The organism is Streptomyces kunmingensis (genome assembly GCF_039533535.1).
GTDB lineage: Bacteria > Actinomycetota > Actinomycetes > Streptomycetales > Streptomycetaceae > Streptomyces > Streptomyces kunmingensis.
Map to the genome: position 1 here is coordinate 33,292 of NZ_BAAATS010000014.1, position 11,258 is coordinate 44,549.

The window sequence follows — 11,258 nt, forward strand, 5'->3', positions numbered from 1 at the left end:
GCGGTCCTTGCTGTTCGGGCGCCCGGTGGGGGGGACAGGCGCGCGCGGGAGCCGTGGGGACGGCTCCCGCGCGGCATTCGTCAGGTGCGTACCTTCGGGATCTCCTGAAGCTAGGGCAACTTAGGTGTGAAGTGAACCACTTGGGTTCCTGGTGGCCGGAAGTGATCGAAGGTCACAGAGTCTTCACGGCGTCTTCACGACGGGCAGTCTCGGGATCTGCGGGGGGCATTGGTACGGGAACTCGCCCGGTATGCAGGTCGGCGCCTGGTTCATGATGATGCGGTTGCCGGGGCCGCTGAGCGACGCCGTCAGCAGACGGTCGAGGTCCTCGCCCTTCGAGCCGCAGCCGGAGAACGACGGGATGTCGACCGTTCCCTTGAGGATGCCGCCGTCGAAGACGCTGCCGTACTGGCCGGTCTCCGACTCGAAGTCGCCCCGTAGTACGGCCCGGTACCGCTCTGACGTGCGGCAATTGGAGCCGACGTCCAGCGGAGTGCCGTTGACCTTCACGTCGTGGACGCGCAGCGACTGGAAGAAGGTCACGACGGCGAATGACTTCGCGGTGTTGGGGTCATCGCCCATGGATCCGGTGGAGATGGAGATCGGCCCGTTCTCGAACGAGACCTTCGCGCTGACGGGGACGAAGCCGAAGGTGAGGAGGGTCGACTCGGCGTCGGGCAGGTCGAGGTAGCCCAGGGAGTCGATGCGGAAGTAGTAGGGCCCGCTCGCTCCGAACTGGGTCTGCGCGGCTGCCCTGATGTTCATCAGGCCCGGCTCCTTGTCCGGATCATTGATGATCATGGAGCCGTCCGGTTTCCGTATGGTGGTCAGGCCCACTGCGTAGGCACACACGATCTGGGCGTCCGGGTTCTGGTTCAGGGGCCCCAGCACCGTTCCCGGCAGGGGGTCCGGTATCTGGCTGAGATCGATGTCCCCGGGCGGCACCGTCGGTGCGCAGGTGGTTTCGCCGGTCGGCTGGCCGGCGTCGGCCCCCGGCTCGACCGCTATCCCTTCGCGGGCTGATTCCGAGGGGCCGGACGCGCTCGGCGAGGAGGGCGCGTCCGGGTCCGTGCCGTCCGGCACGCTGATCCGGGCCAGCCGCCTGTCGGCCGCGCCCTTGCTCGTGGGTGTGCAGGTGACGGAGAAGGGGGCGGTGGCGGACCCGCCGTCCTCGCCGGGGGCAGTTCCCGGCAACGGCATGATGCTGAGCGTGAGTTGGCCCGCGTAGAGGCCGACGTCCTCTGCTTCGCTCACGGTGATCGTAGGTGCGCTGCCGGTGTGGCTGAGGCGCAGAGTGCCGTCGGACGGCGGGGCCGTGGCGGTCCCGGTCAGCGCGGACCAGGTGGCGTCGGCCGTCTGCTCGCCCTGCTGTACCTGCACGCCGAGTGTCGCGTCGCTGGTGACCGTGGTGAGGCCGGCGGGCAGCAGGGGAGCGAGGTCGGCGTACGGCAGAGCGGCTTCCACGGTCACGGCACCCGGATCGATCGGGGTGCCCGGTCCAGCGGTCGTCGGGAGCCCGGTGGCGATCCGTACCGAGGCGTGCACCGCCTTGGCCGAACGCCGTGTGGCGGGGGCGGTCGGCGTCTTCGTGCCGGTGGCCGCTTCTTGTCCCGTCTTCTCCGGGGCTGTCTGTCCATCGGCCGGCTTGTCCGCGGCCGGGGCCGGTATCGCGCAGTCGTAAGCGATATCCACCGCGGCCTGGCCCTCGTCCGCGTGCGAGCCCGGCCCCGAGAGCAGACCGGCGGCGAGTGCGACCGAGGCGATCGGTATCACCCGCGCCATCCGTACCGTCCGGGCGCCACCCGCCCGTCGGCCTTGCCGTCCTTGCACTCTCATCCGCTGTCCTCCACTGGTACGGACGCTGCTGGACCGGCCGTGCTGCGTCCCGGACGCGGCCGGGCCCGCCGCCGGTGAATGACCGGCGGCGGGCTGGATGGGGCGAGGGTCAGAGCGTCACGGCGTGGTGATGACCGGGCTCGTGTTCAGGATGTAGTCGCCGACGAAGTCCGCGTGATTACCGGCGTTGATCAGGCCGAGGCAGCTGGCGCCGGCCTGCGCCGCCAGGGTGCCGCCGCCCGTGACGTGCAGGGTGTGGGTGCTGTTCTGGTACCAGCCGTTCACGCTGCCCGCGAACTTCGCGTTGCAGCCGGGGCCGGTGATGGTCGCGTTGATGCCGGTGATGGTGCCGTTGACGTGGTCGGTGCCGCTCGTGCTGACCGCGTTGATCGACCACGGCAGTCCGCTGGCCGTCACGTTGAAGGTGATGCCCGCCACCTTGCAGGTCGCGAAGGAGATGGAGCTGATGTTGCCGATGGCGGTGCCGGAGAGACCGGTGCCGTTCTTGATCGTCCCCGAAGCGGTCGACGAAGCACACTTGAGCTGGGCGAGTGGCACGGTCAAGGTCGGGTTGGTCGCGTTGGCCGTGTAGGCGCCGCCGCCGGTCACGGTCCACGTGGCCAGCGAGGTGGCCGAGGCCGAGGAGACGGAGAGGCCGATGGCGGCGCCCAGGGACGCTGCGGCGATCGCGGTGTTTCTGGTGAATCTGCGCACGGTGGATCCTTCCAGAGGGTTGGGTGCGTGCTGACTGAATTCCCGTCGGCCGGTCGGCCGGTGGGGCGAGAACGGCGGTGCACACTCCACGCGGACGCCATGGCCGAAACTGCGGGATGGCTGGTCCGTCGCCTGCCGAAGGACGTTACGAGCAAGTAACCTCGCCCCGCAATGGGGAATGCCCGGATTCCTTCCGCCCGATTCAATTCGGCTTTTTTCTTGTCCGTGGGCGCACAGTCGATCTTCGGGGCTTAGTCGGCGGGTGAGTATTTTTCCGTGCGGTCCGCAAAATGCTCAGCAAGTGCGCATCGCCGGCCGGAACTTGCTCACTCCGCGATAAACGCGCTGGTAGTAAAAATTCTGTCAGCAAGCCCATTGCCGTCTTGGTTTCCTCGTGAGTAACGTCCCGGTTCCGGCCTATCTTCCGCCCGCGGCCGTGAGCCCCGCCGCACCCCCTCACTTCCGAAGGGAAACAACTCATGTCCGTAGTCAGACGTGTGACCGCCGCCCGTACCGCTCGCGTCGCCGCGGTGGCCGCCGCCACCGCCCTCGCGACCATGGCGGCGGTGGCCCCGGCCTCGGCCGCCGGCGTCGAACTGAACGGCTCCTGGGCGCCGTTCAACCGATGCCCGGTCGACAGCCCCACGATGCTCACCGCCGACGGCGTAGCAGACACGGCGATCTGTATCTCCTCCAGCTCCGCGAGCGGCTCCATCAAACTGGGCAGCTCCCAGGTCCCCACCGGACGCACAGATCTCCAGGCCGGAGTGATCACGCACGCCGACGGCACCAGCACCGTGGTGTCGCCGCCCGAGGGCGCGCTCGTGGCGGCCCCGGCCACGTTGCCCGGCGGGCTGCTCGGGCTGATGTGCCCCAACAACACGCCGGTCGTCGGCGCCATCTGCAAGCAGCTCGCCGACGCCAAGCTGAACAAGGTCGTCGCCACCGTCGAGTCGGTGAACACCCCGACCGACTTCCAGCTGCTCGCGGGCGTCATGGAGGGTCAGCCGATCCTGTCGCTCCCCGTCCGGATCAAGCTCGACAACCCGTTCCTCGGCGACAAGTGCTACATCGGCTCCGCCAAGGACCCGGTCGTGCTGCGCCCGCAGAACGCGACTGCTCCTGACGTCTCCGTCGACGCCTTCGACCCGGACGGCACCGAGAACCCCGACGGCGTCCTCAACCGCATCGTCGCCGTCAACGCCAACCAGGGTGACTCGACGTACAGCGTCCCCGGCGCGAACGGGTGCGGCTTCCTCGGCGCCCTCAACTTCGCGGTCAACCTCAAGTCGGCCCTGCCGTCCGCCTCCGGCAAGAACAACGTCGTACTGAACAGCGCGTCGACCCACGTCGCGATGTTCGCCGACCCCACCACGGCGGCGCCGAACGAGGGGGCCCTGCTCTCGCAGCACTGGCACGCGGGGGTGAAGTAGGTGCTGCGAGGAACTGCGCGGAAGGCATTGCTCGGCGCGCTTGCGCTGTGCGCCGGGATGGGGCTGGCGGTCACTCCGGCCTCGGGGGCGGCGCAGACGACGGCTTGGCGGGTGGATCCGGGCGGGGCCTTCGCCGGACAGGCGACCACTGTCGTGTTCTCGCTCCGCAGGGTCAGATGGCCGTGCGCCACGAGCACTGCGGACGGGACGCTGGCGGCGAGCGACGGGGACGGTCTGGCGGCCGGCACTGTTGACGTGATGTACAGCAACTGCCGTCTCGCCGGTATCGTCCTGGATTTCAAGGCTGTGGGGACTTGGAAGGTGGACCTCCTCCAGAAGAACTCTGCGCACAGCTCGTGGGTTGACGTGGCGGTGAGCGGGATCGACCTGAAGTGGGCGGGCCCCGGATGCGCCGTGGAGTTCAAGGGGACCCAATACGGCCACTACGACAACGACACCGGCCGCCTCGTTCTCGGCTCCGCTGACGATCCCGCCAGCAAGCTCATCTCGCTGCCTGGCTCCTCCTGCCTAGGGCTTGTCTCGCCCGACGAGGTGGCCACCATGCAGGCCACCTACTCCCTGACCCCCGCCCAAAAGATCACCCCCGCCACCTGACCCGAAATTCATCACCCACGTACAAAGAATCCGCCCGAACCCGCACCGATTTGCCAAGAATCCCTAGGCCGGTCCAGAACGGGTGGAAAGTTGGGGAACCGCTATTGCAGAGCCAGGTTACTCGGCCGTAACATCTGGTTCCCGGCTGTTCGACTCCTGGTCGGCACACCCCGGTCGACCAGGAGTTCATATGGGAAATCCGTTCACCCGAACCCTCCTTCCGGGCCGGATTCCCCATGGGCGGAGCCTTGTCGATCCGCCCCTCGGAGACACGAGGCTCCGCCCCTTTCCCCAGGGAATCGCTCACTCGATGACAAAGTTTTTCCGCAAGTTTGTCGAGCGATGACAAAGGTGGGGACGAGGTACGGAATTAACTGCCGTACCGCTTGTAACAGCGGGATAGACCCATTTAACGTGCGCCCGGCGCACACCAGCGCTTGGTGGAGGTGACATGGGAATCGAAGTAAAGGTCGAGGGCCTCACCAAGTCCTTTGGCAAGCAGCAGATCTGGCAGGACGTCAGCCTCACCCTGCCGGCCGGCGAGGTGAGCGTCATGCTCGGCCCGTCCGGCACCGGCAAGACCGTCTTCCTGAAGTCGCTGATCGGCCTGCTCAAGCCCGAGCGGGGCCGCGTCCTCGTCGACGGCGTCGACATGGCGCGCAGCCCCGAGCGGGACATCATGGAGGCCCGCAAGCTGTTCGGGCTCATGTTCCAGGACGGCGCCATGTTCGGGTCGATGAACCTCTTCGACAACATCGCCTTCCCGCTGCGCGAGCACACGAAGAAGAAGGAGTCGGAGATCCGCCGCATCGTCATGGAGCGGATCGAGGTCGTCGGACTCCTGGGCGCGGAAGGGAAGTTGCCCGGCGAGATCAGCGGCGGCATGCGCAAGCGGGCCGGTCTCGCGCGGGCGCTCGTCCTCGACCCGCAGATCATCCTCTGCGACGAGCCCGACTCCGGGCTCGACCCCGTCCGCACCGCCTTCATCTCGCAGCTCCTCATCGACCTGAACACGAAGATCGACGCGACGATGCTCATCGTCACCCACAACCTCGACATCGCGGCGACCGTGCCGGACAACATGGGGATGCTGTTCCGGCGCAACCTCGTGACGTTCGGGCCGCGCGAGGTGCTGCTGACCAGCCGGGAGCCGGTGGTGGCGCAGTTCCTCACGGCCAGCAAGACGGGGCCGATCGGGATGTCGGAGGAGAAGGACGCGGCGGCGCTGGCCGCTGAGGCTTCCGGGGGTGGCGGGGTTGTCGAGCCGCGGGCCCTTGTGCCGCAACTCCAGCCCTCGCCGGGGTTGGGGGAGCGGGCCGCTGTTGCGCGGCGGCGGGCGCGGGTGCTGGGCATGTTGGACACGTTGCCGCCGTCCGCGGCTGCGGCTATCCGGGCCACGTACGGCCCCACCGGGCTCGAGCCGACGGCGGTTCTGCCCCGGGCAGGGGGTGCGGTGTGACTCGCCGTCGTGGTTCGTCTGCGGGTACGTCGTGGCTGGTCGCGCAGTTCCCCGCGCCCCTGGGCACCTCTGGCTCACCGGCGCGATTGCCCCATCAAGCCCCTCCGGCGATTGAGGAGCGGGGGCTGGGGCGGAGCCCCGGGGCCGGGCTTCAGCTGGCGGTGACCATATGAGCGTCGACAACAAGGTGCCGGTGTCCGACGTCAAGGGCAAGCGGGCCGCTCCCCGTACCCCGAACCCGCTTCTCGGGCCCCTCCGGCAGACCGGCAAGCTCTTCGCGCTCGGGCTCGAGGTCGCGCGGGCCACCTTCCGGCGGCCGTTCCAGTTCCGCGAGTTCGTCGAGCAGTTCTGGTTCATCGCCAGCGTGACCATCCTGCCGGCGGCCCTCGTGTCGATCCCGTTCGGCGCCGTCATCGCCCTCCAAGTCGGCTCGCTGACCCAGCAGTTGGGCGCGCAGTCCTTCACCGGCGGCGCCAGCGTGCTGGCCGTCATCCAGCAGGCCAGCCCCCTCATCGTCGCCCTGCTCATCGCGGGCGCCGGCGGCTCCGCCATCTGCGCCGACCTCGGGTCCCGGAAGATCCGCGAGGAGCTGGACGCCATGACCGTCATGGGCGTCTCACCCGTGCAGCGCCTCGTCGTGCCCCGCGTGCTCGCCACCATGTCGGTCGCGGTCCTGCTGAACGGCATGGTCTCCGTCGTCGGCACCCTCGGCGGCTACTTCTTCAACGTCATCCTGCAACACGGCACCCCGGGCGCCTACCTCCAGAGTTTCAGCGCCCTCGCCCAGCTCCCGGACCTCTACATCAGCGAGCTGAAAGCCCTCATCTTCGGCTTCATCGCGGGGATCGTCGCCGCGTACCGCGGACTCAACCCGCGCGGCGGCCCGAAGGGCGTCGGCGACGCCGTCAACCAGTCCGTCGTCATCACCTTCATCCTGCTCTTCTTCGTGAACATGGTGATGACCGGCATCTACCTCCAGATCGTTCCGCCGAAGGGAGGCTGAACCCGTCATGACCTCCCCCCTCGAACGCCTGGATCGCGGCGGCGACCAACTGCTGTTCTACGTACGGGCGTTGCTGTGGATACCGAAGACCCTGGTCCGGTACACGAAAGAGGTGCAGCGGCTGCTGGCCGAGGTCGCCTTCGGCTCCGGCGGGCTCGGTGTCATCGGCGGCACCATCGGCGTGATGATCGCGATGACGGCCGCGACCGGAACCGTCGTCGGCCTCCAGGGGTACGCGGCCCTGGACCAGATCGGCACCGCCGCCTTCACCGGATTCGTCTCCGCGTACTTCAACACCCGCGAGATCGCCCCGCTGGTCGCGGGCCTCGCCCTCTCCGCCACCGTCGGCGCAGGCTTCACCGCCCAGCTCGGCGCCATGCGGATCAATGAGGAAGTCGACGCGCTCGAGGGGATGGGCGTGCGGTCCATGCCCTATCTCGTCACCACCCGCATCATCGCCGGCGTCGTCGCCATCATCCCGCTCTACGCGATCGGGCTGCTCTCCTCCTACGTCGCCTCGCGCCTGGTCACCGTCGTCTTCAACGGGCAGTCGCAAGGCACGTACGACCACTACTTCAATCTGTTCCTGTCACCGACCGACGTGCTGCTGTCCGTGCTGAAGGTGCTCATCTTCAGCGTCATGGTGATCGTCGCCCACTGCTATCACGGCTATCGGGCGAGCGGCGGGCCCGCCGGGGTGGGCATCGCCGTCGGGCGGTCCGTGCGCAACGCCATCGTGCTCATCTCCGTCACCGACTTCTTCCTGTCGCTGGCCCTGTGGGGCGCGACCACGACCGTGAAGGTGGCGGGGTGACGAAGACAAGCAGGGAGACCGTCCGCCGCAGACTCGCCGGCATCGTGTTCCTCGTCGTGCCCGCGCTGCTGATCTGGCTCGCCGTCGCCGTCTACAACAAGGACTTCGTCGCCTCCGACGACATCGTCGTCGAGACCGGCAGCACCGGCAACGAGATGCACCTCGGCGCCGAGGTGAAGCTGCGCGGCGTCGTCCTCGGCGAGGTCAGGGAGATCGACGCCACGCCGACCGGCGCCCGCCTCACCCTCGCCCTCGAACCCGGGGCCCTCGACTCCATCCCCGACGACGTCCGCGCGCAGATGCTGCCGACCACCCTCTTCGGCGAGCGCTACGTCGCCCTCGTACCGCCCAGCGATCCCAGTACGCGGATGCTGGCGGCCGGCGCCACCATCCCGCAGGACCGGTCCGCCAACGCCATCGAACTGCAACAGGTACTCGACGACGTCCTGCCGATGCTGACCGCCGTGCAGCCGCAGAAGCTGTCGTCCACCCTGTCCGCCGTGTCGCAGGCGCTGGAGGGGCGGGGCAGCCAGCTCGGCGACACGCTCACTCAACTCGACGCGCACCTACGGAAGTTCAACCCGCAGCTGCCGGCCCTCAACGAGGACCTCAAGCAGCTCGTCAAGGTCAGCCACGTGTACGCCGACGCCGCGCCCGGCATCATCGACGCGCTCACCGACTTCACCACCACCAGCGGCACGCTCGCTGAGAAGGAAGGCGACCTCGCCGGCGCCTACGGGGGCACCACCCGGGCCGCCGAGGACCTCGACGCCTTCCTGCGCGCCAACAAGGACAACATCATCCGGCTGTCCGCCACCTCACGGCCCACCCTCGAACTGCTCGCCGAGTACTCCTCGTCCTTCCCCTGCACCCTGCGCACCCTCTCCGACTTCGTACCGCGCATGGACAGGGTGCTGGGCAAGGGGACGGACCAGCCGGGCCTGCACGTGAACGTCACCACCGTCCCGTCCAGGGGGAGTTACACCGCCGGACGCGACACCCCCTCGTACGGGTCCGGCGGCGGCCCGCACTGCTACCCGGTGCCGTACCTCGGCGCGGCGACCGCCAAGGCGCCGGTCACCGCCACCGCCTCCGCCGAGCAGGACCTCGGGCCCGCCAACTCGCCGCAGGAGAACGACCTGGTGAACGAGCTCATCGCGCCCGGCGCCAAAGCCTCGCCCGAGGACCTGCCCGACTGGTCGAGCCTGCTCGTCGGGCCCGTGTACCGCGGGACGGAGGTGAAGCTCAAGTGAGCGACAAGGACACGGAGTTCGCGCACATCAAGCGCCGCTCGCTCGCCGGGCCGCTGGTCAAGTCCTTCCTCTTCGTCGTCGTCACCGCACTGGCCACCACCGTGCTCGGCCTGAGCATCGCCAACACCGGGGTGGGCACCGACGCGACCACGTACAAGGCCCTGTTCACCGATGTCACCGGGCTCGTCGACGGCGACGGCGTACGGATCTCCGGGGTCAAGGTCGGCGAGGTCACGGACGTGCGCGTCGTCGACCGGCGCACCGCCCAGGTCACCTTCACCGTCACCGACGGCCGGCACCTGCCGGGCACCACCACGGCCGCCGTGAAGTACCTCAACATGGTCGGCCAGCGGTACGTGTCCCTGGAGCGCGGCGCGGGAGGCGGCACGGCAGAGCTCGCCGACGGCGACACCATCCCGCTCGCCCGCACCACACCCGCCCTCGACCTGACCCTCCTCTTCAACGGGTTCAAGCCGCTGTTCGAGGGCCTGTCCCCCCGCGACGTCAACGATCTCGCCGGATCCATCGTGAAGGTCCTCCAGGGCGAGGGCGGCACCGTCGACAGCCTCATCCAGCACGTCGGCTCCCTTTCGACGACCGTCGCCGCCAAGGACAAGGTGATCGGCGAGGTCGTCGGGAACCTCACGGACGTCCTGACGACGATCAACGACCGCGAGGACCAGTTCGACGACCTGGTCACCACCCTCCAGAAGCTCGTCTCCGGGTTCGACGAGGACCGCAAACCGCTCGGCGACGCCGTCGAGGCGATGGGCGACCTGACCACGGTCACCGCCGGATTCCTCCAGGACGCCCGCAAGCCGCTGAAGGACGACATCCATCAGCTGGGACGCCTGTCCACCTCGCTCGGCGACGGCATCCCGCAGATCCAGAACTTCCTCGACAAGACCCCCACCAAGCTGACCGCCCTGTCCCGCCTGTCGTCGTACGGATCCTGGTTCAACCTCTACCTCTGCGAGGCCAAGGTCGGCGGCCTGAAGATGTCCGACGGGTCGAAGCCGCCGACCGGCATCTCCGTCACCGAAGCGAGGTGCCAGTGATGCGGACCCCGGCCCTGAGAAGGCCCCGGCTCAAGCCCGTCAAGGAGCGCAACCCCGTCGCCGTCGCCCTCGTCGGCCTGGTGGTGCTCGCGCTCGTCGGACTCGCCGCGGTCAACGCGAACAGCCTGCCCGTCGTCGGCGGCGGCACCGCCTACACCGCCGACTTCACCGAGGCCGCGGGGCTCGGCGACGGCGACGAGGTGCGGGTCGCCGGCGTGAAGGTCGGCGAGGTCACAGGCGTCGCCCTCGACGGGAACAAGGTGAAGGTCTCCTTCGAGATCGAGGACGAGAGCACCTGGATCGGCGACAAGACCACCGCCGCCATCGCCATCAAGACCCTGCTCGGCGAGAAGTACGTCGCCCTCGACCCGGTCGGCGGCGAGAAGCAGAACCCGGACACCCGCATCCCGGTGTCGCGCACCACCTCGCCGTACGACGTCACCGAGGCGTTCCAGGACCTCAGCGGCACCATCGACGAGATCGACACCAAGCAGCTCGCCGCGAGCTTCGAGACGATCTCCGAGACCTTCAAGGACTCGCCGCCCGACGTGCGGGCGGCCGTGAAGGGCCTGTCCGCCCTGTCCAAGACCGTGTCGACGCGCGACACCGAACTCGCCCGACTCCTCGCGGGCAGCAAGAAGCTGACGAAGACGCTCCAGACGAAGAAGTCGAGCTTCGAGACGCTCATCGACGACGGCGGCTCGCTCCTCGGCGAGCTGAAGAAGCGGCGGACCGCCATCAAGGCGCTGCTCAGCGGCAGCGAGGCGCTGGGCCGGGAACTCGGCGGGCTCGTCGACGACAACGACAAGCAGCTCGGACCGACCCTCAAGGCGCTCGGCCGGGTCACGGACGTTCTGGAGAAGAACCAGGGCAAGCTCGACAAGACCCTGGCCCTCGTCGGCCCCTACTACCGGCTCATCGGCAACACCCTCGGCAACGGCCGCTGGTTCGACAGCTACCTGTGCGGCGTCGTGCCCCGCAACTACCTGCCCGCCACCTCGCTGCCCAAGACCTCCTGCATGCCACCGAAGAACGGGACGTACGACGTGAAGGGTGGTGGCTGACATGGCGAC

At 68.5% G+C, this 11,258-nt stretch carries 10 protein-coding genes; 8 read left to right on the top strand and 2 right to left on the bottom strand.

The annotated features are described in order from the left end of the window. Positions 1-183 precede the first annotated feature (183 nt). Both ABD366_RS17280 and ABD366_RS17285 read right to left on the bottom strand, forming a co-directional pair. Positions 184-1,782, bottom strand: coding sequence for a DUF6801 domain-containing protein (locus tag ABD366_RS17280; RefSeq protein WP_324766732.1), 1,599 nt, complete (start codon positions 1,780-1,782; stop codon positions 184-186). 171 nt (positions 1,783-1,953) lie between these two features. After that, positions 1,954-2,550, bottom strand: a complete 597-nt coding sequence (locus tag ABD366_RS17285; RefSeq protein ID WP_324766731.1) for a hypothetical protein — start codon at positions 2,548-2,550, stop codon at positions 1,954-1,956. Positions 2,551-3,029: 479 nt separating this feature from the next. On the opposite strand from ABD366_RS17285, the gene ABD366_RS17290 reads away from it, so the two are divergent. The 8 genes from ABD366_RS17290 (at position 3,030) to ABD366_RS17325 (ending at position 11,249) form a co-directional block, all read left to right on the top strand. Beyond that, positions 3,030-3,983 (top strand): hypothetical protein, encoded by a 954-nt coding sequence (locus tag ABD366_RS17290; protein WP_324766730.1) that lies wholly within the window; start codon positions 3,030-3,032, stop codon positions 3,981-3,983. Next, on the top strand, positions 3,984-4,598 hold the full coding sequence (locus ABD366_RS17295) for a hypothetical protein (protein WP_324766729.1): 615 nt from the start codon (positions 3,984-3,986) through the stop codon (positions 4,596-4,598). 451 nt (positions 4,599-5,049) lie between these two features. Continuing rightward, positions 5,050-6,057: an ABC transporter ATP-binding protein gene (locus tag ABD366_RS17300; RefSeq protein WP_324766728.1), complete on the top strand. Its 1,008-nt coding sequence runs from the start codon at positions 5,050-5,052 to the stop codon at positions 6,055-6,057. A gap of 169 nt (positions 6,058-6,226) precedes the next feature. Beyond that, complete coding sequence (locus ABD366_RS17305; protein ID WP_324766727.1) at positions 6,227-7,060, top strand: MlaE family ABC transporter permease; 834 nt, start codon at positions 6,227-6,229, stop codon at positions 7,058-7,060. A gap of 7 nt (positions 7,061-7,067) precedes the next feature. After that, positions 7,068-7,874 (top strand): MlaE family ABC transporter permease, encoded by an 807-nt coding sequence (locus ABD366_RS17310; RefSeq protein WP_324766726.1) that lies wholly within the window; start codon positions 7,068-7,070, stop codon positions 7,872-7,874. Further along, the gene (locus tag ABD366_RS17315) at positions 7,871-9,127 is read left to right on the top strand and encodes an MCE family protein (protein ID WP_324766725.1); all 1,257 of its coding nucleotides are present in this window, start codon (positions 7,871-7,873) and stop codon (positions 9,125-9,127) included. Before ABD366_RS17310 ends, ABD366_RS17315 begins: the two co-directional genes overlap by 4 nt. Then, positions 9,124-10,185 (top strand): MlaD family protein, encoded by a 1,062-nt coding sequence (locus ABD366_RS17320; protein WP_324766724.1) that lies wholly within the window; start codon positions 9,124-9,126, stop codon positions 10,183-10,185. The genes ABD366_RS17315 and ABD366_RS17320 overlap by 4 nt, the downstream gene beginning before the upstream one ends. Continuing rightward, positions 10,185-11,249, top strand: a complete 1,065-nt coding sequence (locus tag ABD366_RS17325) for an MCE family protein (RefSeq protein WP_324766723.1) — start codon at positions 10,185-10,187, stop codon at positions 11,247-11,249. Before ABD366_RS17320 ends, ABD366_RS17325 begins: the two co-directional genes overlap by 1 nt. Positions 11,250-11,258 lie beyond the last annotated feature (9 nt).

What these genes read in the sequence shown, in the direction of transcription:
- ABD366_RS17280 (WP_324766732.1), bottom strand. Translation starts at nt 1,782, where the DNA reads ATGGCGCGGGTGATACCGATCGCCTCGGTCGCACTCGCCGCCGGTCTG.
- ABD366_RS17290 (WP_324766730.1), top strand. Translation starts at nt 3,030, where the DNA reads ATGTCCGTAGTCAGACGTGTGACCGCCGCCCGTACCGCTCGCGTCGCC.
- ABD366_RS17300 (WP_324766728.1), top strand. Translation starts at nt 5,050, where the DNA reads ATGGGAATCGAAGTAAAGGTCGAGGGCCTCACCAAGTCCTTTGGCAAG.
- ABD366_RS17305 (WP_324766727.1), top strand. Translation starts at nt 6,227, where the DNA reads ATGAGCGTCGACAACAAGGTGCCGGTGTCCGACGTCAAGGGCAAGCGG.
- ABD366_RS17310 (WP_324766726.1), top strand. Translation starts at nt 7,068, where the DNA reads ATGACCTCCCCCCTCGAACGCCTGGATCGCGGCGGCGACCAACTGCTG.
- ABD366_RS17325 (WP_324766723.1), top strand. Translation starts at nt 10,185, where the DNA reads ATGCGGACCCCGGCCCTGAGAAGGCCCCGGCTCAAGCCCGTCAAGGAG.